Raw genomic sequence first — 24,892 nt, 5'->3', positions numbered from 1 at the left:
CTCGCCCGAGACCTGGCTGAAAACGAGATCGGGAGTGAGGTTCTTTGTTTTTTTGATCACGCAATCAATGAAGTGAGGTGGAGGTTGCGCGAAGGACCTCTGCCGCGGTTCAAAAGCAGGCCAGCGGCGCGATCGCGTATCAGGATTTTTCGTCGTCGCATGGCAGACACAGTAAGGTCAATTCATCCCCGCTGCACGACAACACTTTCCAACAGCCCTGGTTTTCCGTAGTCTACCTTTTTCTTTCACGCGAAAGCCACCATCGATGTCGGGGAGCCGAACGAGAGTGATTTCAAAGTCCCAGAAGGAGTTGGGCCTTGGTTCATCCAGCAAGGAAGATACCGACGAATCCTTAAGAAGCGACCGCGCACCCATCGACTTCAATGCAGAACTTCACGCGCGGCCTTCTCTATACTTTGCTGGCCCAGCGATCGTCGAGCATGTTGCCTTCATGCCTGCAGATGGGATAATCAAAGACTTTCACGACAGCGTCCAGGCAGATCTCTGTCCGGCTCGAGCATCACACCGAATTCGTCACGGTGACGCGTGCGGAAGCTTGCTGCCGAGGCGAAGACCTGGCCCGAATCTGATCTTGCAGAGACAGATTTCGCGGCCCTCGCCGGGCTAGCGTCTCCTCGCCTCGTTTGCCATGTCAGTATTCTCGTCATGCCGGAGGCTCCGGCCGATCTCGGGCCTATTCTTCGGACCTTTGACTTCGGAGACACCGCCGCCTCTTTGATCGGCGGCGGCTCTGCCCAGATTTGCTCCGATTTTAGAATTCGACCGGCTCATTTGAGCAGGATCCCTCTTTTCAACAAGGATCTCAATGCGCACCGGCTAGGGCGGATGTTACGGCGGATCTTTGAGATCGAGACCTACCGTGCCATGGCGCTACTCGGCCCTCCTGAAGCGCGGCGGCTCGCTCCCGTACTTGGTGGCTACGATACCAAGCTTGTGGAGCTCACGAAGCGCAACCTGATGACTCCGGCGGCCGACCACAAGCGGGTCCTTGAGGACATCACGATACTGTCCTCGCACATTATTTCGGCCACGGCAGAGACTCGCAACCGGTTCGGAGCAACCGGAGCATACGCCAAGATTGTAGAGGAACGGATCGCGCTGCTCCGGGAGACACATGTCCCGGGCTTTCAGTGCTTCGGCACGTTCGTCGAAAGGCGGCTCAAAAGCCTGCGGTCAGAACATGCGAGGCAACTGCCCTTCGGCTGGAACAGCTCTCACGCGCCACGATGCACCTGCTCGACCTGCTGCAGACACGCATCCAGGTCGAGATCGAGTATCAAAACGCCACTCAAATCCAGGCCATGGCGGATCACGCTGCCACGCAGGTCAAAATCCAGCGCACTGTGGAAGGGTTCTCGATCATAGCGATCAGCTACTATCTGAAGTTCGTGTTCGAGACCGCTGACCACGCAGGCTATCATTTCAGTCCGGTCATCATGCTGGTTTCGATCCCGATCGTCATGGCTGCCGTCGCCGTTACGATACTTCGCGTCAAGCATGCCCTGTAGGCAGAGGCGTAGGGCCGCGGCTACAATCGGAAACCTCGCAGCGATAAGGACGGCAATGGGGTTCGTCAATTGACAGACGAACCCCACAACCTATGTCTCGGCTTTCTCATCCTCGGACCAATTCAAACTAAAATTGTCTGGTAAAACTTGGTTGCGACACACCAGCAAGAGCCTGGCGCTACCCGATCACGTGCGGTTGATTTCAGCTGTCGTCCGTCGAAGCGCAGCAGCACCTATATTTTCTGCGCGAACAGTCTCCAGCCTGAGGTTTTTTCGAACTGTCGCGGGGGGATTTCCAAAGCATTCCCGGAACTTCCGAATGAAATGCGAAGAATTCTCAAATCCCGACATGACCGCTATCTCAGCCAATGGCAGGGTTGTTGTCTTCACCAGTCGCATCGCCGCGTCTAGCCGAACCCTTAGATAAGCCGAAGCGGGCGAGACTCCGAGTTTGGTTCTGAACGACCTTTCTAGTTGCCTGCGCGACAGCCCCGTCTGACTGGCGATATCCTCGATTTCCAGGAGGTCCTCCAGATGTTGCTCCATGATCAGCAACGCCATCTCGACGCGCTTGTCATCGGCTCTTTGGCCGAGCGGGTTGCGGGTTTGCATTTCTCTTGCGTCCCGGCGTCTGGCGATCTGGAGGATTTCCAGCGCATTCCGCTCGGCGAATTCCCCGACATGGCGGTTCAACAAAAATGCCGCGAGGTCTGCAGCGCTGCTGCCGCCTGCACAAGTAATGATATTGTCATCCTCCACGAAAAGTTCGTGCGATGTTACGGGAGTATCGGGGAATAATTCGCGAAACTCGTTATGATGCAGCCAGCTGACACAGGCCGTCCTTCCTTTCAGCAAGCCAGCATCGGCCAAGATAAAGCTGCCGGTGCAGAGCCCGATTACAGGAACTCCATCTTCGACAGCCCCACGTAAGTACCGAATGGTATCAACGTCCAACGCTTCCGCGTCGGTAAGTCGGCCCCCCACGACCACGATGTAGGTGAATTCCGTTGCGGGCCTCAACAGCGCCGTCGGCACCACCTGCACGCCAGAACTGGACGTTGCGAACCGCCGGTCGGAACTCATTACCAGCCAATCGCACGCCACCCGCCCGGACTTGTCCTTTTCGTCGCTCCCCAGTCGGAGAGTGTCGACAAACAACGAAAACGCGCTCAGCGTAAAGTTCCTTGCCAACAGAAATCCAATTTTCAATTTAGCCGATTTGCTGCCGTCCATACCACTCGACCGTCCTCATCTTGCGAGAGGCCAAATCTTATACCAGCAGGTGCAGTGTCACCATATATCCTGCGTTATTGGGCAGCAGGTTCATTGGCATTTGCTCATCAAGCGGTCCTGAAAGCCAGCTGCAGATCTTCAGTTGCATGCTCTTGCCTTCGGCCGCGCGGCGACTATCGGCGGGATTAGCAGCGGCGACCACGCAACAACCATTTCCCGCCCGCTCGCCGGATGCGGTTGCGGCACAATGTGGCCTCTCGGGGTCCGGCGAGCACAGCTGTGAAATCAGGCAGGTTTCGGCGTGAGAGCCGGTCCAGGCCAAGCGAAGCACGGATCCTTTGGATGGTCGTAGCATCGGCGTTGTCACCTGCTATGACGACGGTTGGATCGTCTGGGCTCAATCGCAAGAGCAGAAACACCACGATCGAGGCCACAGCTATCACCGGATGAAACCATCAAGCCTCTTCAGGATAAAACTTGCGCACCCAGCCATGAATACATTTATTGTATACGCTTTAGCTAGGTTCATGCATACGAGCAGCCGGGGTCGCGTAATGCGAGCGACGCAGGCAAAAGCGAGCGCCAGGAATGATGTTTGTGGATCAGGTACGCACTGGACAGAGGCCCATTTCGTATGCAATCCATCGCCTCAACCGATTTAAATGGAGACTTTCAATGACCAAGAAGGCAGGCTCGGCAGGCGGCCGCGCGCACGCGGTTCATCGTGCCCTGAAGCGAGCCATCCTTGATCAGGCGCTGACGCCGGGATCGAAACTGCCCGAGGACTCCATCGGGGAACGACTGGGCGTCAGCCGCACGCTGGTCCGCGAGGCGCTGGTGAGACTGAGCAGTGAAGGTCTGGTGGAACTCCGCCCCAACAAAGGCGCCGTTGTTGCTCGACCAACGCTTGAGGAGGGAAGAAATCTGTTCCTGACGCGCATGGCGCTCGAACGTCTGGTCGTCGAAACACTGTCGGGAAAACTGGCCGAGCCCCAGATCGCAAGATTGTCCGATCACATCGCGACAGAAGAAGCCACCACCAAGGATCATGCCGCATCCATTCGACTTGCGGGAGAGTTCCATACGCTGCTCGCGCAGATGACTGAGAACGAGAGCCTCATTCGCTATATCAACGAACTTGTTGCCAGAAGCTCGCTCATCCTTACGCTTTACGGCCGACCGCACTCGTCGGAATGCGCGGTCTCAGAGCATCGCGAATTGCTGGAGACACTGATGGCGGGCAAGACTGGGCGCGCCATTGAACTGATGGCGCACCATCTGGAGTCGATTACAACCCGTGCACTTCTGCCGAGCGAAGACCGGGTGAATATCCAGGATGTCCTGTTGACCTATGCAATGGCGGAAGGTCTGGGCTAACCTGCACATCGCGAGATGACAGGAGCCGGGCGACGTTTCCGATTGTGAACAAGATCCACGTCCAGCCGGTCGAAGTTCATAAGGCCTACCGTCTAGTTAACCATGGGCCAACCGTTCTCGTGTCCGCCCGGCATGACGGCGTCGACAATGTCATGGCGGTCATGGTGCTGGGGTCTCGACATTGATCCGCCCAAGCTGATGGTCGTGGCAGACAGCATTGCCAGGATACGCTCGCTGATGGAAGCAAGCGGGCGCTTCGTCGTCCAGGTGCCAACCGTGGCGCAACTTGACCTGACCCAACAGGTCGGAACGCGAAGCCTTCACCGGGATTCTCAGAAACTCCTGGCATCCGGCGTGTCACTCTTTGACATTCCAGAGCAGGACCTTCCGTTTGTTGAAGGCTGCTCGGCGTGGCTTGCTTGCCGGGTAATCGGGGAGCCCCACATCCAGTCCCCCTACGATCTCTTCATTGCGGAGGTGACCGCAGCTGGGCCGACGAACGGGTATTCAGGGACGGGCATGGCACTTTGAAACCGCCGGGCCCGAGTGGCGCAGCCTGCACCATGTCGCAAGTGGCCATTACTACGCGATCGGCGAGGCGCTGACGGCGCGGTGAAGGTATTCGGTATCGATTTAACCAGCAAGCCAAGTCGCCGGAAGCCGATCACCCGCGCCATCTGCGAGCTTAAAGGCGATGTGTCGACATTCATCGCGCTCGAGACCTTTGCCACCTTCGCATCCTTCGAGGATTTCCTTTCAACCGGAGGCCCGTGGATCGCCGGCCTCGATTTTCCTTTCGGCCAGGCGCAACGATTTGTCGAGACGATCGGATGGGCAGCCCGCCATGATCTGTGAAGTACCGGTTTCCCGCATGACCTGGGCTGAGGCCTGCGACTTTGTGGAGCTGATGAATTCCCTTGACGGATCGACAGGATGGCAGCTCGCTGCGCGAAGCCATTGGCCGGGGAGTGACACCCGTCAAGGCGGAGCGTCAAAGGCAAGCTGACGGTCGCGGGGACAGCCATTCGGCAGGATTGGTGGGAGAAGCCAACGGCAATCATCGGCAGCCCGTTCGCAACCGCATCCAGCGTCGTCCCGATCTCCCAACCTCGGCTTACTAGTGAAGCGTCGGCGACATCGAACGCCGGGACATGACCTGTCGCATCACGCTGATGAGCCTTGCGGCAGATCGGATGATTTCAAGAGCGACATCGTGGTCGCCATGCGCAATATCGTTGACCATTGCTTTGACAGACGCAGCGACGTCTTCGAGGATGGCACTCAGATCGCTTTCCTCGCCCGGGAGCTGTTGCCCGAATGCTGATAGCGTCTCGGCAAAGCCGAGCAGAATCGAGCTGGTCTGCTCTGCGGTAAGGGTTGGGGATTGGCTGAGGGACAGATGCTTTGACATATCGGTTCACTTGCGTGTGTTCATAGATGTCGCGACCGGATTGTATTTCAAGTTGCGCTGCACTTCGTTCAGCATTCCCTCGCCCTAATTATGGGCTGAACCTTGCGGTCCCGTACAGCGTTATCAGCAACCACAGCTTCGGCGTCTTCACTCACTCCTGGCGACTTCAAACGCCTCGCCCGCCAAACGCTTCGCAGTATCATCAGCAACACGCCGGCCGTCATCGTCGACATCAACCCGAGATAACCAACGAATATCCACCACAGCATGTCGTTATCCTTCCTCTGTGCCTGACCCGACGTTTAGCCCTTGGGCCTCGGGCCAACCCTGGTAAACACCCCCTTTCCCGCCATAACCGTCGTTGGTGTCTATCTGGTCGAGGCCATTTCCTGGTGATCAGGCGGAACGCAGGTCCGGCGCCGGCCGCTGTATGGCTGGTAACTATTGTCAGATGCCCGGTAAGACTGATAACGGGCCGCGCACCACGCCTCGGCAGCGTATACTGCCACACCAGATCCCGCCTGAGCGGTTTCGCTCTTGGTGGCCTCCAATGCTGCGTATGGCGACATGCATGTCTTCGTCTGCCCGCTGTAGGCCCGATAGCTGTTGGAGGCAGGGTCGTATGATCGATAGCGTGATCCACACCAACTGACGTGTTCGGCGGACAACGTCGGCTTCACTGACTCGAGTTCCTTAGTCGTGGCTTCCGGCTTGTTGACGGCGATCCTGACCTTTGCCGCGTCGGTGACGTAGCTTGAATATGATGCCGGGATGCGCTCGTACCCTTGCTTGGCCACGTCGACCCGGACCGGACTGCTCGTCCAGAGATCAGGCGAGGGCGAAGTATCGAACTCATGAGCCTGCGAACCTGCCATGATTGCCGAGGCCACCGAGCTCGCGGCGATACAGGCGCCGATAGAACTTGCGATACCAAACGCCAGCGATGCGACGGTCTTCATCCTGCGACTTCCTGCTTGATTATCCGACGTGTCTGGACGCGGCGGTGGCCGCGTCCATGGAACGGATCAGTTGATGACTTGGATAACCTTGCGGGAAGACGGCTCGACGATGACGCGCTCGTCGTTCACGACCGCATACGCGTATTTCGGATTTTCCGGAACCGGCGTCACGACGACGGTTTTTGGAAGGGGCTGACCGACCACCACCTTTTCCTTGACAACGATGCGCGTCGTCGGCGCCGGAGCTTCACGGACATAGGTGACGACCTTCTGCGGCGGCGGATCGATCGCTGCGCCAACGACGGCACCGGCGACACCGCCGACGGCTGCACCGACAGGACCACCGACGATCGCACCTGTCACGGCACCACCTGCAGCTCCATTCACCGTGGACGACTGGGCGAAAGCGACGCCAGACATGAGGGCCGCCGAGACGGCTGCGCTGACGATAACCTTATGAAACATCTTTTAGCTCCTTCTCCTTGATGCGGCCCTGACGACCGCGGCGAGAGAACGGATGGTCCAGGAACCTGTTCCGCTGCTAGGACCTTGGTCCGAGGGCGCCCGGACTTAAGTCCGTGCGTCGGAACAGCCGGGGCGCATTACCGTTTGTCAGAAGGCCCCGGCCACTGCCGGCCACATAAGGCACGACCGGACTGAAGTGATCGCGCTCCTCAGAGAGGATTAATGTGATCGATAGCGGACCTAGGAGGAATTGCACATGAACAACCTGATCTGGCTTGTAGGCGCCATCGTGATTATCCTTGCGGTTCTAAGCTTCTTCGGCTTCCGATAAGGCAGACGATAGAACTGGCGTAGGACCGACTTTTCTTGATCAGTCTCGCCCTTCGACGTGTTCGGAGCGGCTTTGCGAGACCTACCGCTGCCACGCGAAATCCCAATCGAACCATCAGCCGGCTGAAGGCGGACGTGGACCGAACATTCCAATTCGTCCCACCTCAAGGACCTCCCGCCTTGCGGGGATGGACGATTGCGCTCCAGCCTTCAGGCACGCCATGCTCGCCGCGGTTACCGCGCCGTTGACGGCCGCCTGAAGCGGATCTCCGAGATCCAAAGCTGCGGCGAGGTATCCGCAAAAGGTGTCGCCCGCACCGACGGTATCAACCGGCTGGATTGTCGGCGCACCAAGCTCGAAATAGTCCGAAGGCGAAGCAACCGAAACGCCCTCCGAGCCCTTTGTCACGACGAACGTCTGTTGGTGTCTGAGGCTCCATTCTGCGGCGTCGAAGCGCCGCCGGCCAGCCGAGACCATTCATGCTGATTGGCGATGACAATATCCGCTAGCCGCGAAAGATCCTCAGAGCTGCGATGAAAGGGAGATACATTCAAAATCCTCGTAACGCCACTCGAGCGAGCCATCTCAAGTGCTCCCCGCGTCGTGGCGTTGGAGATTTCCTGCTGGAGAACCAGATAGCCCCCCTCGCCCGGCAAACGGCCGCCGATGATCCAACCGCGATCATGCCCTTGGGCGGGTACATGCCGAAAAGCTTGACATGGTTTGTCGACGTCAACGCAACGAAGCGCTGAAGGGAGATCCGCCCCTTGCTGACGCCCTCCGAAAACAGGATCGGCATGCGCGCCGCTACCCCGGGAATGCCGTTCGGACCCCAGCAAAGGATGTGCGTGCCCGTGAGCCGGATTTTCCAAGCGTATTCTCATGCGGAACGGGCAGTGATCCGAAGAAAAGGTCTGGAACGTGTCGTTGGCGATGCCACGCCAGATCGCCTCTTGCGAGGCGGTCGCGCGGCGGAGGCGAACAGACATATTTCGCGCCGGAATGGTCCATGTTGAGACCAGCCAGATGTTCCGCCGTCAGGACAATGTATTGCGGACAGGTCTCCGCATAGACCTTGATGCCCCTCATCCTCGCCCATTCGATCTGCTCCATCGCTTCCTCGCCAGAAACATGGACGATCATCACGGGAACTCCGATCAGTTCGGCATGGGCGATCGCGCGATGTGTCGCTTCCCTTTCCACCAAGTGTGATAATAGGGCGCTGTCTTGCCGGCCTGCTCAAGCTTGTCGGTCAGGAACTTGATCTGGTCGTATCCTGCGTGGATCATGACCATTGCCCCGTACTCGCGCGCGATGCTCAGGACCTCGAGGATCTCGCGATCCCTCAGCACAAGATCGTCATAGGTCATGAAGATCTTCACGGAGGTATAGCCACCGGCTATCAGCGCCGGCAGTTCCTGGCCAAGAACGGTCGGTGTCGCATCGCTGATGATCAGGTGGAATCCGTAGTCGACGAGCGAATTTCCATCAGCCTTGCCGTGATAGTCGGCGACGGCTTCGCGCAACGACTGACCGCGGCGCTGAAGGACATAGGGTACGATGCACGTATTGCCTCCGGCCGCAGCACTTCGACTGCTGGTTTCGAATCCGTCGGCCATGACAATTCCCTAGCCCTGATATTGGTCGAGATGGACATGGCTGTCGATTCCACTCGGCAGGACAAGTCGTCCTTTCGCGTCCATCTCCGACGCACCTTTCGACAGGTTTTGGGCCACCGGCAATCCCAATGTCGCAGGAAAAGTCTGCTGCAGTCGCAATCCGGCCGCCGCGAATGACGAGATCAAACCCGGAAACCATGTCAGCCCCTCCCCACTGGATGATACGTTCGATCGAAATAGATCAGGCTGCTGACCGTCGGATGTTCCTGGATCGCCAGAACCTCGCAGATCATGAGACTGTGCGTGTTCACCTCCAGGACCGTGACGATCCCGCAATCGAAAGCGACGCAGGCATCTGCCAGGACCGGCGAACCGGTCGCCAGCGTCGACCATTCTGCACGTCAGAACCGCTCATTCATCGCGATCTTGTCGGCACCTGAAAATACCTGCGACAGGGCCTGCTGCTTCGCCGACAAGACATTGACGCAAAGGACGCTATTTTTCTTCAGAGGCGCATTCTGCAGGCTGCTTCTGTTCATGCAGACGAGCAACGAGGGGGGCGTATCGCTCACGCTGCACACGGCCGTTGCCGTGAAACCAAGTCGGCCAGAAGCACCGTTGGATGTAATGATGTTCACGCCGCTGCCGAGACGCGACATGCCATCGCGAAAAGCACCCGTCGAAACAATCGGCTCTTCGCTTGGCACGGTTTCAATCTCCACCATGGCGCTCAGTTTCCGGGTTGCCTGATGTCATAGCGCGCAGCGAACGCTTGCGCGACATTGATGTCAGTGAGTGCGGGGACGATGCTCTCAGGATGGGGAAACCCATAGTAGTAGGCGTCGGCAGCCCTCTCGTCCGCCCTCGCCGCGTCCAGCACCATTTGAGTGGCCGGTGATGGCGGTTCGAGGAAAATGCGGGTCAGGTCGCATCCCCCGCGTCCGTACTTGACGCAGGCCACTTCCTAGTACCCTCGGCGTTATAACTGTCTTTGCTGCCGGGACGACGGGATCGTATTCTTAATATCAAGCTGGGCCACGTTTTTGGAAATCCGCGCTCGTATTGCTTGGAACGTTCGTCACTTACGCTCGGCGCTTGGCCTCACGCAGGAGAACCTTGCCGCGACGCTGACGTCGATAGGACAGTTGTGAGTGATCTTGGGCGAGGAAAGCATAATGCCTCTATTGACCTGCTGGATCGTCTTGCGTCGGCACTCGCGTAGATGTCACCGCCCTTCTTGCCGCACCGGACCCGTCTCATCCAAGGCCAGCGCCTTTGAGACCCGGTCGAAAGGCAGCTAAATGATGCGTAGAAGATGAGCCAAAAGAGCGGACTAGTTCGAAGGGATGCGGATTTCACCACAACTGTCGGCTTGCCACGAACACCATACAGTTTAAAGTAGTGCGAGATGATGGCCCGATCCGGGCACCATTGCTGCAGGCATGAGTTGCATTTCGAAATGTTCCCCAAGCATATCGAGGAAGCAATGTCTGACCTAACAGATCTCGCAGGTGTCCGTCGCGACCTGGTCACAACGACCGACCGGAAACTCGCGAAAGCAATGGCAGAAATGAAAGGCGCTCCACGCCACGTCGCGGCTAGCCGGGATACTGTGCAACCTGCCGAGTCGCTGGAGAGGCTTGCCATCCGACAGGATCTCCTGGAGCCGCGACAGTCAGATCCCACCGGCTTCGAGCGTGTCATCGGAGAGAGCGATCTGACATCAATCAACTACCTGGAACGCGGAAGGCGGGCTGCTGCAGCCGTATGCCGGATCCGCGTGCCCTCTCCGGGTGGCGAGTGGTATGGGACGGGCTTCCTTATCGGGCCGCGTCTTCTCCTGACGAATGCGCACGTTCTCGGCAACAGAAACGAGGCTGGCCAGGCTGAAGCTGAGTTTGCATACGAGCACGACATCGACGGTGTCCTTGGATCGCCCATCCAGTTCAACCTGATGCCGCAGGAGATATTCTTCTCCGATCCGCAGGCCGACGTCACGTTCGTCTCGGTTGCTCCAGTATCGGACAAAGGAATTCCGCTTGAGCGCTTTGGATGGCTGAGCCTCCTGCCCTTGTCAGGAAAGGCGGTCGATGGCGAATGGGTCACGATCATCCAGCATCCAGGGGGCGGCCCGAAGCAGATCAGCATTCGTGCAAACCAGATCGTCAACCTCGATCTGAAGGATCTTCACCTCGAATCGTTCATTCACTACCTGACCGACACCGAACCAGGTTCATCGGGCTCGCCGGTGTTGAACGATCAATGGCAGGTCGTTGCCCTTCATCACAAAGCCGTCGCTGCACCCTATGATCCGGCCAAGCCCAATGAGCCTGTCAAGTGGCTGGGAAACGAAGGTGTCAGGGTGAGCGCGATCTTCAAGCTCCTCGAGGAGCACCGGCTGGAAAACGATGACGCCTTGCCCACTCTTGATCGCCTAGAAGGGGCCCTCGGGTTTACACCCATGGTGCCGGAGATAGCGATCGCTGCGAACAGTGTTCTTGAAGCCGACGGGAAGCCCTACAAGCCAACACGCTGGTCGAAGCAAAACACGGTCTACGGCTACGATCCCAATTTTCTTTCCGAAGCGTTGCCACTCGATGAGATTATTGAGCCGATGAAAGACCAGGCCGCCCCTCTTCTTGGCGGCAACGGCCATGAACTCGCCTACAACAAGTTTTCGGTGGTCATGCACAAGGATCGCAAGTTTGCGATAATCACCGCCGTCAACATCAATGGATCTAAGCTCAGATATCCCGGCGATCGTCCCGGGAGCTTTCGACGCGACGCTCGAATTGCTGCGGAGTATCAACCAGACGGCGAGTTTTACGAAAAAGCCAAGGGAACCGACAAGATCCAGTTCAGCCGCGGACATCTCGTAAGGCGTTTCGATGCAGCGTGGGGCGCAAGCGATGAAGAGGCACGGGAAGGAGACGAGGATTCGTTTCACTACACCAACGCCGCTCCGCAGTTCCAAACCTACAACAACGTCGATTGGGGCAATCTCGAAGACTACGTTCTCAACCAGACGCAGTTGACCGAGCGCAAGGTGACTGTCTTACAGGGTCCGATCTATCGCCCCGACGACCCTCCTTATGGAAAGGATCGAAAGGGTGGCCCTTGGAAGATACCTCTCTCGTTTTGGAAGATTGCGGTCGTTCAGAAAACGCCGAGCACGGTTTCCGCGGCGGCCTTCATTGTCGGCCAAACGCAGTACGTGGCCGCGCTATACGAAGCCAAAGTCTTCAAGGCACTGGCTCCGTATCGCTTCGAGGAGCTCCGGACCCGCAAGATTCAGACGACGATTGCGACAGTTGAGCAGGAGACTGGTTTGAACTTCGATCGTATCCGGCAGTTTGATTCCCACAACAGCCTGGAGTCAACGCGCCGAACTCGCTGGATAACCTCGGTGAACGACATTCTCATCTAGCGCTACTGCCGGGAACTCGGGTGCGTTGTTGGCATGCTGCGCTTGCGGCAGGCAATGTGCTGGGTATCACCGGAGTATAGGATCAACGTTCTCCCGCAAGATGCGCCGCACTGTGGCATGCCTGTTGGATTGCATCGTGAGCCAGACGGCTCATAGTGAGCAGTATGGAAGATGGAAAGTCTATCACGGAGTGACAGCCATGCCTGGAACCGTCGATGAGATCCGCCAACAGCAACGAGACACATGGGATCGTTTTTCCACCGGCTGGAAGAAGTGGGACGAGTTGGTTCTTGGCTGGCTTGCCCCGTTCGCCGACGCGATGCTCAGGGTCTCCCACCTCAGGGAAGACGCGCATGTCCTTGACGTTGCCGCCGGAACTGGCGAGCCCGGGCTCACCGCGGCAACAATGGTGCCGCATGGAAATGTAACCGTGACCGATCTCTCGGAGCGCATGCTGGCAGTAGCATCCGAGAACGCCTCTCGCCGTGGCCTGACAAATTTCAACACCAGAGTTTGCGATGCCGGCGCCTTGCCGTTTCAAGATGCGTCCTTCGACAGCGTACTCTGTCGCTTCGGCTTCATGTTCTTTCCCGAAATCTCGGTCGCCGCTCGAGAATTTGCACGTGTGGCAAAGCCGGGAGCACGGATATGCGCGGCCGTCTGGAGCGGCCCTGACAAAAACCCCTGGGCAACGACGATCATGTCGACGATCTCGCGTCACATCGAGATGCCCGCCCCGCCCCCGGCTCGCCCGGACTTTTTCGTTGCGCGCCCGAAGGATTGATGCGTACCGCCTTCGAAGACGCTGGCCTGACAGATCTGCACGAGGAGGAAGTTTCATCTACCATGAGCCACGCGTCTCCCGAGAAATATCGGGACTTCATGACCGACATCGCGGCACCTGTCGTGGCGGGGCTCGCTAGGGCCGATACCGCGACGCAAGCCCAAATCCGCGGCGAGGTTCTGGCCCTGGCGCGAGGCTTCATTCAAGATGGCCAGGTGCAACTTCGTTCAACCGCCACAGTCATCGTTGGGACACGCCAGGTTAAGCTCGATCGAACCTACGAAGGCGATAAATTTGGCCGTTTCGCACCGGAGTTGACTTGATTTGACTGTCTCTTTTTAAAGCCTGCTCACTTCCTCGACGGCGTCCCAGAGGGCGATCGGTTTTTGCAGCACGCCGATCCTCTGCAGTCGACACGCGATCTCGATTTTCGGACCACCTCCACCCAAATGTAGATCCCGCACGACAGCCTACGACGTCTCGTCAGCAGGGAGGCGAAGTGCGTCCTCCTCTGTTGGGCAGGGCCCAAGAACGCTGCCTCCCGCTCCCCGCGAGGCAGATTCGCCAATGCGTCACCATGTTCGGGCCTTGCGGCCCACGAATTTACCCCCGCGCAGCCAGTCCCTTGCCAACCCTTGGCAGTGAAACTACAGGCAAGAACTTGATTTGGGTGCTATGCTTCCGCCATTGCGGAGAAGAGCGCGGCAACTGATTAGCAATTAGACGTTCATGCCAACAGCACGTCGTTCTTAGACAAGGCAATGGCCTGGTCTCCCTTGCTCAATTGGGCTGGCGCGAGCGGAGACCACGAACGTCTAGCACTTCGACACAGTATCTTTCGATTTCGGTGGAATTAAACGCAACGGAGGAGCTTCAATGTCTAATCTGCGCATCGACACCATGAGAATGGCCAGACGAAACAAGCTGGTCGGCATGTGGGCTGCCAATAAGCTGAACCTGATAGAGAGCGATACGAAGACCTACTCGGACGACCTTGCAAAGGCGGCCTTCGACGTCAATCAAAATGATATTCTTGCCAAGATTCGTAGCGATTTCGACGCAGCGGGCATAGTCCAGTCCGATGAAGAAATTCTGGCGATGATGAACCAATGTTGGCTCAATGCCGGAAACCAATCCGCACAGTCGTCCGACACCAGTGATGGCGCACTGGTGCAAATCGCACGAAACCTTATGAGGTGACGAGCTTCGTTCGAAGGAACAATGACAGTTTCGGTCCGCCCCACCCCTCACAGCAGAGGTGTTCGGCTGCGAAAAGTCCTACAGGGAACCCCTCAATAAGGTCCTACACATTGACGACGGGGTCCATAGTAGGGCTGGAAGGTGTTGTCGAACGCCCTGTAAGTGCGATAGCGCGCGTAACACCAACTGACATGGCTGCCCCCTTCATAGGCGACCGAAGGCTCATACTGGCGGTACGGCCGGTAATAGCCGTAAGGACGGGAATAATAGCCGTAGGAAGAGCCGTAGAACGTGTCATCGTACGGGCCGTAGTACGGCTGTGCCAAAGCGCCGCCAATGATCGTACCGACAGCCAGGCCGCCCAGGGCCCAGCCCCATTCAGATCCGTGGTGATGGTGGTATCCACGGTAATGGCCGCCATACCAGTGGCCGCCTCCTCCATGCCGCCATTGTACGGGTTCTGTCCGCTGCTGCATCTCGACCACGGGCGGGTTGATGGCCGGAAACGCCTGGGCTGGCGTAATTCCGGAAACATTTGTGACCAGGCCCAACGCTACGACGGCTAGCTTTTTCATGACGGCCTCATCCCCAGCGAAGAGGAGGGGCATATTTCCCTCCTGCCGAACCAAAGGTGAACGCAATTTGTCGAAAATCGTTCCCTGCGACGGCGTCGACACCGGAACATGCTTTTCATCCGCCCGCACAGAAATGCCGGACCCAGTGCGCGCCCAGTGAAGAGGACCCGCTGTCCTGTGGCCGGCGTTTGCGTGCTGCTACGAATAAGTTGACCTTGCCATCGGTTTCCCATTGCCCTGAGCACTCCTCCGCATTTATTACCGATTTATGACAGTTACACCCACCCCTGGAAGTGGCCCCTGATGATGAACATTTTTCGCAAGCTGATGCCGCGGGAGGACAGATTCTTCGACATGTACTCGAAGCATTCGAAAGTCGTCCTCGATGCAGCGGAAGCTTTAAACGACCTTCTCAATGGCAAGGACCTTGATAAAAATTGCCAAAGGATTGTGGGGCTGGAGAACGAGGCCGACGACATTACACGCGAGGTACTCCTTGCGGTCAGGCGCAGCTTCATTACACCCTTCGACCGTGGCGACATAAAGGACCTTATCCAGTCGATGGACGATGCCATCGACATGATGCACAAGACTGTCAAAACCATACGATTGTTCGAGCAATCGAGCTTCGATCCGCTGATGCAGCAGATGGGTGGGGAGATCGTCAAGGCAGCAAGGCTCATTGCGGAAGCCGTTACCCTTCTCGATAAGCTTGGCCCAAATGCCCAGCGACTCTCGACAATTGCGGAAGAGGTCACGCGCGTCGAAGGGAGGTCCGATGAACTCCATGACGAGGGCCTGAAAGACCTGTTCAGACGTCACGGGGCTAGGGGCGACGCCATGGCCTACATGATCGGCAGTGAAATCTACGGCGAACTCGAAAAGGTCGTCGACCGGTTCGAAGATGTCGCCAATGAGATCAGCGGCATTGTCATCGAGAACGTCTGATGGATGTTTCGATAGCTTTGCCACTGCTCGTTGGCTTGATCATCATTGCGCTGATCTTCGATTTCCTCAACGGATTGCACGATGCGGCCAATTCCATTGCGACAATCGTGTCTACGCGTGTCCTCCGTCCGCAATACGCGGTCGTCTGGGCAGCATTCTTCAATTTTATTGCCTTTGCGTTCTTCGGCCTGCATGTGGCTCAGACAGTCGGAACGGGGATCATTGATCCAGCCATCGTCTCTCCACAGGTGATCTTCGCCGCCTTGATGGGGGCGATCATCTGGAACGTCGTCACCTGGATTTTCGGCATTCCTTCCAGTTCGTCGCATGCACTCGTTGGCGGTCTCGTCGGCGCAGGCTGGGCGAAGGTGGGTTTCGCTTCGATCGTCTGGAGCGGCTTCCTGAAAACAGTCGGAGCGATTTTCTTCTCTCCGGCCATCGGCTTTTTCCTTGCATTGCTGCTGGTGCTTCTCGTGTCCTGGCTGTTCGTGCGGCAGACGCCTTTCGCTGTCGATCGCACGTTCCGCGTGATGCAGTTCGTGTCCGCCTCTCTTTATTCACTCGGGCACGGCGGCAATGATGCGCAGAAGACCATGGGTATCATCGCCGTATTGTTGTTCAGCCAGGGTCATCTCGGTTCGGAATTCTACGTGCCGTTCTGGGTGGTCATCTCTTGCCAGACCGCGATGGCACTCGGCACCCTCTTCGGTGGCTGGCGCATCGTCCACACCATGGGGTCGAAAATCACGCGCCTCAACCCAATGCAGGGGTTCTGCGCCGAAACTGGTGGAGCATTGACCCTCTTCGGTGCCACTTGGCTCGGCATTCCGGTATCTACGACCCATACCATTACCGGCGCAATTGTCGGGGTCGGTGCAGCCCGCCGCCTTTCAGCCGTGCGGTGGGGCCTTGCCAGCAATATCCTGATTGCGTGGATCATCACGATGCCTGCCGCTGCAGCAATTTCCGCACTCTTCTACTGGCTGGCAAGCCTTTTCGGCTAGGACCACGCCCACGTGCTTCAAGCTTAGCCAGAGGCGGCCGGCCGCTGGCACGCTTCAAGACAACGCTTCAAAACCCAGCATCTCCCAATCCGCAGAAGGGATCGACCGGGCTGTTGCGGTTCCACGGCGCATTGCCGAGCAATGCGTCCACCACTGCCCGCTGCATGGTTTCGGTCGTCGAATAGGCGTTGATGTAGGTCGGCACCCGCGGCGCATCATAGAGAAGATATGGATAGCCAAAGGAGATCATCACCGTCGGGACGTCATGCCAGCCACGCCACATGGCATTGCCGAAATTGCCGGTAAGCTTGAGCCAGTCGAGAAAAATGCGCCCGCGTGTCAGAAGTGTTTCATCGCCGAGGAGGTACAGCAGGAGGTCGAAATCCTTCGTATCGACCGCCATTTGCGGCGTATGTATCGTCACCTCGAAACCATGGTCTTTCAAAAAATCCGGCAGCACAAATTGCTGTGGCCCGGGCCAGAACGGAACGACGATGTCGCCGCTGAAGACGAGGACACGTCGGTGCTTTTTCGGGTCGAGCGGAAGGGTGCTGTCGACATCCTTGACGAGCGTGGGGATCCGCCGCGACACGGCATCTGCATAGGCCTTGTTCCTTTCCGTCTCTACTGTTGTCAGCTGCTGCGGTCGGTGCAGGCCAAGCGCCGCCTTCAGACCCAGCTGGCGTATCAGCGCCTCATCGACCCTCTCTTCCCTCAGACGGCCATCGGAAAGCGCTGCCTTGAGGTAGGAGAGATCCGCATCACAATTGTCGGAAAAGAGAATGACGTCGCAGCCGGAGGAGATAAGCTCCGGCAGATGCTCTGAACGCTTCGACCATGAGCCGAGTCCCGCCATCGGGGTGGCATCGGAGACGATCAGACCATTGAAGCCAAGACGTTTGCGCAACAGTTCGACGTTCAGCAGACGGCTGATCGATGCCGGACGGAAGGCCTCGATCCCGGCCTCCGGTGTGATCAACCTCACGAAACTTGGAAGTGCGATATGGCCCGCCATCACCGACAACGCACCGGCTTCGATCGCCCGCCGGTAGAGCCGGCCAAAAGTGTTCTCCCACTCTTCCATCCCAAGCGGGTTGATCGTGGTCAGCAGATGCTGATCGCGATCGTCGAACCCCTCCCCAGGCCAGTGCTTGACGGCCGAGGCAATGCCATTTTTCTGGAAGACCTCCATCTGCGTGATTGCATGCCGCTCGATCACAGCGACATCAGAACCAAAGCCGCGCGTCGCAACGATGGGGCTGCGGAAAACTGCATTGATGTCGAGGACCGGTGTGAACGACCAGTTGATCCCGGCCGCACGCGCCTCTTGGGCCATGATACGGCTCACCTCGGCGGTCGCCTCCACATCGTCGAGTGCCGCAAGCCCGAGCGGGTTCGGCATCTCTGCCGCCCCTGAAAGCGCGAGCCGACTGCCTTCGAGATCGGCGGAAACAAGGAGCGGCGTCGGCAGGTCGATGTTCAAGGAAGCGATCAGGGCGCGCTCGCTCGCCGCGTCCGCACCGCCGAACCGCGTGATACTACCCGGTCGGAAGGCTTTCAGACGCTCAACCTCGTTGGGATCGCTCCCGAAGAGAACAAGATTGAAAAGTTGAGGCAACCTGTCCTCGCCAGACAAGGAGGCGAAACGCGCCTTGACCCATGCGATGCCGTCACCATCGAGGTTGAATGGAGGATTAGCAAGATGATCGAATATCATAGCCCTTACCTCCGGCCGATCTGCCACGACCGTAGAGTAGTTCACCGAAGCCGCCACGTGAAGCTCGCTATCCACTCGGACCCTAACCGTCTTCCGATGGACCTCTCTCGACCGGACGTTATGCCAGACGAGTCGACGGCCCGATGCTCGCCAGTAGGTGAGTGCCCCCTGAGATGAAGCCACCGCCAAACCCGTTGGAGGGGATGCTTCCCCGAACCCCATCATTTGCATCGTTGCGCGGTGACACTTCTTCGCGGATCGCCGATCTCTTAGAGTGCCGCTCTCTTGTCGTGCCGACCAAGCGTGCCAGCAGATAATCGATCTCAGCCTTTGCCATGGCCGAGAGGATCTGGGGAGCTTGCGTTGCGCATCCGTAGCGATCATGCCCCGGCGCTTGAGCACATGTTTGCGCACTGCCAACCCAATGCCGAGTTGCTGCTCATACCGGATCAATGGCAAATGTGCATCGAACAGGTCGTGCGCCTCCTCCCGCTTTCCGGCGGCAAACAGCCCCACGAGCTCGGTGAGCATGTCGGGAAAACCGTAGCCGGACATTGCTCCGTCGGCGCCGCGCTCTGGTTCGAAATCAAGAAACATGCCGCCGTTACCGCAGCGAATGGAGAAGTGTCGCAATTCTCCCGACTTCTGCAAGGCGCGGAGCGTCGAGATCTTTTTCGAGGCCCGGCCAGTCCTCATGCTTCAACCTCAGGCGTGAGTGGTGAATGGAGACGATTTTCGCGATCGCCCCGGGCGTCATGACCATCGTCAACGTCAATGGATAGTCATGTAGCACCCATGGGACATCCTCGCCGACGGCCTCGACTGCCCCGGCAAAGTAGTTGACGATCTGGTCGTCTGTTAGCAATGCCGGCGGCGGTGCAATCATGCTCCAGCGGCGCCCATGTCCATCGAGTCGCGGGTAAGAGAGCACATGCTGACAAACCCTGGCGACGAGACGCCGACGATGACGGGAATTTTGGAGCGGGAGACAACCCGCTTTACGATCGCGCGGCTTTCTTCAGGCTTCATTTTGGGCGCCTCGCCCATGATTCCGAGGATCGTGATGCCGGTGCAGCCGCTATTCTGATAGAAATCAATGAGTTTGTCTATCGAGTTGAAGTCGATCGAACGGTCCTCAAAAAAAGGGGTGTCGTTGCAATCGCATATACGCCGCTGGTTTCGGTACCGAATGTCATTTCTTGCTGTCCTTTCACGCTTGATCGCGCTCCTCGGTTTCCGCACTCATCGGATAGAGGCCTACAATGGCACGCCACAAATTTATTCTCGCCAGCATCCATACTTTCATTCGCTCCTGGTCCGTAGCGCTGAGAGCACTCATCAAAGCAGAGTTGCGGGGATCCAAACCGCTCCATCTTCATCCACCACGACCAAGTCGTCCATGGGGTACCCTTTGAGCGTTTGCGAATGTGTTTGAGGTGCCTCGAATTCAGATGAAACCGCCCTGCCGCAAATCGCGTTTAAGGCTCAGGCGCGCATCACACGCGCCATCCTTGTGGTGAAGGGCCGGTTCATCTCGCGAGGAAGAAGCGAGCCTATGCTTCCGTTGCGCAAGCGGGCCCGAACGGCACGATTTCGACAGTTGCGATGTCGCTTGCATTTTGCCCATCATCGATCCTGTGACAAATTGAGGGAGCGTCCCGTGAGCAACAGCGAACGACAGAAGATGGCTGCTGGAGAGTGGTATTGCTGCCTCGATCCGGAACTCGATGCGTTGCGCGTGTTCGCGCGCAAGGCGGTGCATCAGCACAACACACTTGACCCCGAAAGTCGGGGCAATATTGCACCAGCGCTGAAAGCGCTATTCGAGAAAGCGCCCGAAGATGCCTTCATTGAGGCACCATTCCACTGTGCCTACGGCATGAATATTTCACTAGGCCATCGTGTCTATCTCAATGCCGGCTGTACCATCCTCGACACTGCTAGCGTTCGAATTGGTGATGGCTCCATGCTTGGGCCTGGTGTCCACATCTATTGCGCCGACCATCACCGGGATCCAGTCCTCAGGCGCAGTGGTTTGGAAATCGGCCGGTCCGTAGCAATCGGCGCTGACGTTTGGATCGGCGGCGGCGCAATCATCCTCGGGGGCGTGACCATCGGCGATGGCGCGATCATCGGCGCCGGCTCTCTCGTCACTCGTAACGTGGCGCAAGGCGCAACGGTCGTAGGAAACCCTGCGCGAGAGATGTGCCGGGACGAGCCGTGAGATTCCTTGATCGCTTAGACAAGAACTTGGTGCCTGACTTGGAACGGGTCGCTCCTTCATCAATCAAGCCGGCTCATATGATTACCGGACCAATGAATTTGACATCGCGGTCCACCAGAGACACCCTGAAGGAACAGCGATTCGAATTGCACAGTTTCCTCTCGCGATTCAACGTACCGCGCGTTTCTCCTTATTACGTCGAGAGCTATCAGGAGGAGGTAGCATGAAAGAGGCGGCGCCCGTTGAGAGAACGGATCACTGAGATGCAGATGATTATCGAGGGACAGTCACACTTCCAGCCTTTCGGCTTACTTTATTGGGGTTTCACAGATCTCAACAAGGGAGTTGGAAGCATGACTGCCTTTTATGACCACCGGCGGCGATTATCACAGATCCTACGGCCATCTCCGGCGCAGGACAGAAGCGGCAAAACGCTGCGCTCCGGTCGGGTGAAGAACGATCGACAGTCTCATGCGGTTGTCGAGGCAACACACAGCTGGATGGTCATGTACAACTGGCTCGACGACATTTGTGATGATGTGCACGCCACATTGATTTGGAACCGGGTCCGCGAACTCCCATACGGGCCAGCGACGGATGAACGGTCGCGCGAAAGGCCAGACCGATGTCAGCACCCGACTTCGCGCCTAATGCCGCCGAAAACCATTCTTGCACCACCGGGGCGTCCACAGATGGAGAATGGTTCAGAGCCGAAGGGCAGCAAAGCAATCTGTCCAGCGAAAGCAAGAGATTGGGTCGATCGGCGCCAATGCCCGTCAGAACGAAACGGAACTCAAGGAAAAGCCGGCAGATGGCGGTGTTTTTCCCCTTGTGTTCTTTCATTGGAGAAAGACCATGATACCCTCGAGTCTCTTCTATGATCTTGTTGACTCACAGATCGCGTTTAAAATCGTACAAAGGAATTTCAACAGTCCCAACTATATCTTCAGCGTGCCGCGTGCCAGCGACGGCCAACTCCGCTTGTCGATACTCGGAAGTCAGCCCTTGATCGGGTCGGCAGATGCCATTCTTGCTCGATTGAACGCGCTGCTATGCGAGCATCCCGCACCTCAGGTCCAGCATTCCTTTAAACAGTCCATCGCCACTGGCACCGTAGTGCAGTACTCCCTCTTTCCCGAGGCGGAAAAGGGCAAGCAGCACGGATGGCCGGAACAGATTTCTGTCGAGTGCCGTATTGTTCCTTCCGACCAGCCAAGTGCCGATAGAGAAACGGTACTTGTGAATGTCAATGTGGAGACAAGACACAGCCTGCACCTCATGGAGCGGCTGGGGCGGGATAACTTCCAGGAAATCGGCCGTCTGTCCCCTCTCGCCCTCCCCAAGGATGTTCATGAGAAATTGGCTGCCAACGGATACTATGAGCAGAGCTTCATATCCTTGTATGGCGAAGAGGCTTTCGACGAGGCCAAGACAAGAGTGAAAGGCGCATGCGACCGCTGGGGTTCCGACACCGGTGACTTCCGGCAAGCACCGCACTGACAGACGGCGCATTGCGCAAACGGACGAATGATCGACCGGTTCCAACTGGCGTCTTTGCCATTTACGAAACCAGCCACCATTTTCGTCGACTGCCGGAATTCGTGTACGGTCGTCGCGATCCTGGGCCGGTTGTCGCGCTGTATGGGCTTGCGACCATGGTCGCTTCAGGTACGCAGTCCGGTGATCATTTAGATTGCGATCACCGCTTCGCCCGCGCCATCGACCGTGCGATATCGACGATGTCGTCGCGCGTGGCGGTCGGGTCCTCCGGCTCCAGGCGACGCCAATTCCGATCCTGAAGTCGATCCCCTTCAAGGCCTTCAAGCCCACCTACCGCACCCCGCCATGTTGATGGCGTGGCGATGGAAGGCGACTATGCTGGCCACACGATCCCGATCATCGATCCGTCGACTGGCGAGATCCGCGCGGCTGTGCTTAGCGCCTTGCAACTGACCTTCGCCTATGCCAGCGTCAATCAGAAGCTGCCGGATTGGATTGAGGCCAACCAGCGAGCCGTCAGCTTCTTCGGTGGCGTACCAAGACCTCGATCGACGACAACCTCAAGTCAGCGGTGGCCAGGGCTCTTTTGTTCGAGCCGACATTGAATGCGACATTTGCCGCTTTCGCCGAGCACTACGACACAACCGTTGTTCCGGCAGGCCGGCGAGATTAGTCCGTTGAAGGGACAGTTTTGATTTTGGAGAGGTGGGTCTTGGCCAGGCTTCGCAACGAGCGCTTCTTTCGCCGTGTCGATCTTACTATCCGTATCAGCGCCTTGATCGAAGATCTCAATACCCTACCGATGCGGCTATATGGATAGTCTCGACGCGCGCTGTTCGATGAGGTCGAGCGCACCCAGCTGGAGAGGTGCCTTCAACGCCGTTCGAACACGCGGAATGGAAGACGGCGAAGGTCCATATCGAGGTCGACAAGACCTTCTATTCCGTGCCGCATGCGCTGATCGGAAGACGGGTCGATGTCATGCTGACGTATCGAGTGCTCGAGATCTTCTTCGATCACAAACGTGTCGCAAGTCACATCCGGAGCTCGCAGCGCGCAGGCCGCGTCACCGTCAATGAACACATGCCCAAGGCGCACCAACATTATGCAGACACAACACCCCACTCGTTGCCCAGTGAAGCAGCAAAGGTCGGACCAATACGGCGACGTTTATCGAGCGTCTACTCAGCGATCGCCCCACCCGGAACCGGGGTATCGATCTGCTCAAGGCGTCCTCTCCCTGGCGCGTCGTCAGCAATCGGATCGACGTGAGCTGGCTTGCGAACGGGCGCTGGTAATTAACGCCCTGAGCTATCCGGTCTCGATCAGGCCCCGGCCATGAGCGAGGCCGTGAAGCCGGCGCCGCAGCACGGCAATATCCGCGGCAAAACCTACTATCAATAAAGAGGACATCAGATGCTGACACATCCGACACTGGAGCAAATGAATGCGCTCGGTCTGACCGGCATAACAACGGCCTGTCGGGAGCTCCTCGATCAAGCTCGTGGAAACGACCTGAGCTTCGACGAACGACTGCGGCGTCCTGTCGCGCTACGGCGAGCGCACATGTTTAAGCCTCTTCTAATTTGTACGCTAGATGACGGGAACCAATCGGCAAGCTAGATTGTTTTTGACGCAGAAGAGGGCCTACGCACACCCCTCTTTCCTTTCCTCGTCACCACCTGCCCCGCTCGCATAAGCGGGGCTTTTTTCCAACCGAGTGTGTGGCGTGTCGGACCAATTGAGAAAATGACCCCTGGAGGTGCGGACGGTAGGAACTGACCCTGCAGCTTGTAGTCGCAAGTCGCACAGCCAGCGCGCGCCAATAAGCATCGAATCAGCATTAGAATATCAAACATCAGGTCTCAACCTGTGGAGAAGCCGAACGGCGCGGTAATCTGTCGGGAAAACAATTTCGGATTGGCCATAGCTCTGTAAAGGCTCCATCAAGCCAGCTCGTGCCCAAAGTCCACCCGTGCTACCTTCGTTGAAACGGAGGAGACCAGCTTGGAAGACGCTGAAATCGAACGACGTGCGAGGCAGCTATGGACCAAGGAGAACCCCGGACGGCCCTGGCATCCTGTAGCCCAGCGTATTGAGCTGGGGCAGGACCTATCGATTGGCGCAACCGAGGAGGACAGAAAGCGCTACATTCAGCGGGTTCGAGACGGCGAGTAGCTGAGCGGCACGCAGCAGGCGCATTCACTTCGCGCCGGCTGCATATTGCTTGTACGTTCGCGTTTAAAGAGAGCGGAGATGGCAAAAACGTTTCTTATATACGGTCTTTGTTTTGCTGCTCGCAGCAGCCAGTCTTAGGTGGATCTACAACCATTGGTGAGAGCCCTGCGCGGCGACAATCACGGTGAGATGCCAACCGAGCGTGACGTCGGTAAATTTCTGGATCTTCAATCGTTGCGACGTAGGCCGTAAACTCATAAATTCTCTTGGCGTATTGCGTTCGGCGTGATTCAAGGCTTCCGAATTAGGAGCTATCATGACACGCCGCCGCTACGAACTCACCGACCACGAGTGGTCAATCATTTCGTCCCTACTGCCGAACAAGCCTCGCGGCGTTCCTCGTGTCGATGA

General features: G+C 57.6%; 23 protein-coding genes and 6 pseudogenes. 15 read left to right on the top strand and 14 right to left on the bottom strand.

Translation table 11 applies throughout. The features are described 5' to 3' along the window. Positions 1 to 373: 373 nt before the first annotated feature. A pseudogene (locus FHT97_RS17790) lies at positions 374 to 1,529 on the top strand (DUF3422 domain-containing protein). 186 nt (positions 1,530 to 1,715) lie between these two features. Here the strand turns inward: FHT97_RS17790 and FHT97_RS17785 are convergent. From FHT97_RS17785 to FHT97_RS30850, 3 genes are read right to left on the bottom strand one after another with little or no spacing between them, the layout of a single operon-like run. Continuing rightward, a complete protein-coding gene (locus FHT97_RS17785; RefSeq protein ID WP_183757602.1) occupies positions 1,716 to 2,762 on the bottom strand; it encodes a GlxA family transcriptional regulator in 1,047 nt (348 codons plus the stop codon). A 37-nt stretch (positions 2,763 to 2,799) separates the two neighbouring features. Beyond that, positions 2,800 to 2,964, bottom strand: a complete 165-nt coding sequence (locus FHT97_RS17780) for a hypothetical protein (RefSeq protein ID WP_183757603.1) — start codon at positions 2,962 to 2,964, stop codon at positions 2,800 to 2,802. Beyond that, positions 2,948 to 3,181 carry a hypothetical protein gene (locus tag FHT97_RS30850; protein WP_259130650.1) on the bottom strand — a complete coding sequence of 78 codons (234 nt, stop codon included), beginning with the start codon at positions 3,179 to 3,181 and terminating at the stop codon, positions 2,948 to 2,950. Before FHT97_RS30850 ends, FHT97_RS17780 begins: the two co-directional genes overlap by 17 nt. 256 nt (positions 3,182 to 3,437) lie before the next feature. Here FHT97_RS30850 and FHT97_RS17775 point away from each other — a divergent pair, with 256 nt between their 5' ends. From FHT97_RS17775 to FHT97_RS17765, 3 genes are all read left to right on the top strand, one after another. Further along, a complete protein-coding gene (locus FHT97_RS17775) occupies positions 3,438 to 4,139 on the top strand; it encodes a GntR family transcriptional regulator (RefSeq protein ID WP_183757605.1) in 702 nt (233 codons plus the stop codon). Between the two features lie 147 nt (positions 4,140 to 4,286). Then, on the top strand, positions 4,287 to 4,670 hold the full coding sequence (locus FHT97_RS17770) for a flavin reductase family protein (RefSeq protein ID WP_246712666.1): 384 nt from the start codon (positions 4,287 to 4,289) through the stop codon (positions 4,668 to 4,670). An 81-nt stretch (positions 4,671 to 4,751) separates the two neighbouring features. Then, entirely contained in the window at positions 4,752 to 4,994 is a 243-nt protein-coding gene (locus tag FHT97_RS17765; protein WP_183757607.1) for a hypothetical protein, read from the top strand. A 262-nt stretch (positions 4,995 to 5,256) separates the two neighbouring features. Here FHT97_RS17765 and FHT97_RS17760 read toward each other — a convergent pair whose 3' ends face one another. From FHT97_RS17760 to FHT97_RS17725, 8 genes and pseudogenes are all read right to left on the bottom strand, one after another. After that, positions 5,257 to 5,550 (bottom strand): hypothetical protein, encoded by a 294-nt coding sequence (locus tag FHT97_RS17760; RefSeq protein ID WP_183757609.1) that lies wholly within the window; start codon positions 5,548 to 5,550, stop codon positions 5,257 to 5,259. Between the two features lie 368 nt (positions 5,551 to 5,918). Continuing rightward, positions 5,919 to 6,509, bottom strand: coding sequence for a BA14K family protein (locus FHT97_RS17755; RefSeq protein ID WP_183757610.1), 591 nt, complete (start codon positions 6,507 to 6,509; stop codon positions 5,919 to 5,921). 66 nt (positions 6,510 to 6,575) lie between these two features. Next, the gene (locus tag FHT97_RS17750) at positions 6,576 to 6,974 is read right to left on the bottom strand and encodes a DUF1236 domain-containing protein (RefSeq protein WP_183757612.1); all 399 of its coding nucleotides are present in this window, start codon (positions 6,972 to 6,974) and stop codon (positions 6,576 to 6,578) included. Positions 6,975 to 7,419: 445 nt separating this feature from the next. Then, positions 7,420 to 7,782 carry a PfkB family carbohydrate kinase gene (locus FHT97_RS17745; protein ID WP_246712665.1) on the bottom strand — a complete coding sequence of 121 codons (363 nt, stop codon included), beginning with the start codon at positions 7,780 to 7,782 and terminating at the stop codon, positions 7,420 to 7,422. A gap of 330 nt (positions 7,783 to 8,112) precedes the next feature. Beyond that, complete coding sequence (locus FHT97_RS31575) at positions 8,113 to 8,448, bottom strand: hypothetical protein (protein WP_183863829.1); 336 nt, start codon at positions 8,446 to 8,448, stop codon at positions 8,113 to 8,115. 14 nt (positions 8,449 to 8,462) lie between these two features. Next, on the bottom strand, positions 8,463 to 8,924 hold the full coding sequence (locus FHT97_RS31570; protein WP_183757617.1) for a hypothetical protein: 462 nt from the start codon (positions 8,922 to 8,924) through the stop codon (positions 8,463 to 8,465). A 200-nt stretch (positions 8,925 to 9,124) separates the two neighbouring features. Next, a pseudogene (locus FHT97_RS17730) lies at positions 9,125 to 9,583 on the bottom strand (flavin reductase). Positions 9,584 to 9,654: 71 nt separating this feature from the next. Continuing rightward, the gene (locus FHT97_RS17725) at positions 9,655 to 9,885 is read right to left on the bottom strand and encodes a hypothetical protein (RefSeq protein WP_183757619.1); all 231 of its coding nucleotides are present in this window, start codon (positions 9,883 to 9,885) and stop codon (positions 9,655 to 9,657) included. Between the two features lie 525 nt (positions 9,886 to 10,410). Between FHT97_RS17725 and FHT97_RS17720 the strand changes: the two genes are divergently transcribed. From FHT97_RS17720 to FHT97_RS17710, 4 genes are all read left to right on the top strand, one after another. Beyond that, complete coding sequence (locus tag FHT97_RS17720) at positions 10,411 to 12,351, top strand: DNA/RNA non-specific endonuclease (RefSeq protein WP_183863828.1); 1,941 nt, start codon at positions 10,411 to 10,413, stop codon at positions 12,349 to 12,351. A 199-nt stretch (positions 12,352 to 12,550) separates the two neighbouring features. Then, complete coding sequence (locus FHT97_RS30840) at positions 12,551 to 13,135, top strand: methyltransferase domain-containing protein (RefSeq protein WP_246712664.1); 585 nt, start codon at positions 12,551 to 12,553, stop codon at positions 13,133 to 13,135. Further along, the gene (locus FHT97_RS30835) at positions 13,135 to 13,458 is read left to right on the top strand and encodes a hypothetical protein (protein ID WP_246712663.1); all 324 of its coding nucleotides are present in this window, start codon (positions 13,135 to 13,137) and stop codon (positions 13,456 to 13,458) included. The genes FHT97_RS30840 and FHT97_RS30835 overlap by 1 nt, the downstream gene beginning before the upstream one ends. A 553-nt stretch (positions 13,459 to 14,011) precedes the next feature. Continuing rightward, positions 14,012 to 14,335, top strand: a complete 324-nt coding sequence (locus FHT97_RS17710; RefSeq protein WP_246712662.1) for an ATPase inhibitor subunit zeta — start codon at positions 14,012 to 14,014, stop codon at positions 14,333 to 14,335. Positions 14,336 to 14,427: 92 nt separating this feature from the next. Here FHT97_RS17710 and FHT97_RS17705 read toward each other — a convergent pair whose 3' ends face one another. Beyond that, positions 14,428 to 14,910, bottom strand: coding sequence for a BA14K family protein (locus FHT97_RS17705; protein WP_183757637.1), 483 nt, complete (start codon positions 14,908 to 14,910; stop codon positions 14,428 to 14,430). 303 nt (positions 14,911 to 15,213) lie between these two features. Between FHT97_RS17705 and FHT97_RS17700 the strand changes: the two genes are divergently transcribed. Then, positions 15,214 to 15,858, top strand: coding sequence for a DUF47 domain-containing protein (locus FHT97_RS17700; RefSeq protein WP_028758002.1), 645 nt, complete (start codon positions 15,214 to 15,216; stop codon positions 15,856 to 15,858). After that, positions 15,858 to 16,862, top strand: a complete 1,005-nt coding sequence (locus FHT97_RS17695) for an inorganic phosphate transporter (RefSeq protein ID WP_183757622.1) — start codon at positions 15,858 to 15,860, stop codon at positions 16,860 to 16,862. Before FHT97_RS17700 ends, FHT97_RS17695 begins: the two co-directional genes overlap by 1 nt. A 67-nt stretch (positions 16,863 to 16,929) precedes the next feature. Here FHT97_RS17695 and FHT97_RS17690 read toward each other — a convergent pair whose 3' ends face one another. Together FHT97_RS17690 and FHT97_RS17685 are read right to left on the bottom strand one after the other, a co-directional pair. After that, positions 16,930 to 18,579 carry a glycoside hydrolase family 3 N-terminal domain-containing protein gene (locus tag FHT97_RS17690; RefSeq protein WP_183757624.1) on the bottom strand — a complete coding sequence of 550 codons (1,650 nt, stop codon included), beginning with the start codon at positions 18,577 to 18,579 and terminating at the stop codon, positions 16,930 to 16,932. A gap of 298 nt (positions 18,580 to 18,877) precedes the next feature. Beyond that, positions 18,878 to 19,775: pseudogene (locus tag FHT97_RS17685) on the bottom strand (dihydrodipicolinate synthase family protein); the annotation flags it as partial. Positions 19,776 to 20,239: 464 nt separating this feature from the next. On the opposite strand from FHT97_RS17685, the gene FHT97_RS17680 reads away from it, so the two are divergent. From FHT97_RS17680 to FHT97_RS17665, 5 genes and pseudogenes are all read left to right on the top strand, one after another. Continuing rightward, positions 20,240 to 20,803: a sugar O-acetyltransferase gene (locus FHT97_RS17680; protein ID WP_183757626.1), complete on the top strand. Its 564-nt coding sequence runs from the start codon at positions 20,240 to 20,242 to the stop codon at positions 20,801 to 20,803. 353 nt (positions 20,804 to 21,156) lie between these two features. Beyond that, positions 21,157 to 21,417, top strand: a pseudogene (locus FHT97_RS30830) (hypothetical protein); the annotation flags it as partial. Positions 21,418 to 21,502: 85 nt separating this feature from the next. After that, the gene (locus FHT97_RS17675) at positions 21,503 to 22,303 is read left to right on the top strand and encodes a hypothetical protein (RefSeq protein ID WP_246712661.1); all 801 of its coding nucleotides are present in this window, start codon (positions 21,503 to 21,505) and stop codon (positions 22,301 to 22,303) included. A gap of 362 nt (positions 22,304 to 22,665) precedes the next feature. Further along, positions 22,666 to 23,707 (top strand): annotated as a pseudogene (locus FHT97_RS17670) (IS21 family transposase); the annotation flags it as partial. Between the two features lie 1,090 nt (positions 23,708 to 24,797). Then, positions 24,798 to 24,892: pseudogene (locus FHT97_RS17665) on the top strand (IS5/IS1182 family transposase); the annotation flags it as partial.

Source organism: Rhizobium sp. BK399 (genome assembly GCF_014194695.1).
In the GTDB taxonomy this organism is placed as follows: Bacteria; Pseudomonadota; Alphaproteobacteria; order Rhizobiales; family Rhizobiaceae; genus Rhizobium.
Note: the sequence above shows the minus strand (reverse complement) of the source record. Positions and strands in the feature narration are given on the sequence as shown.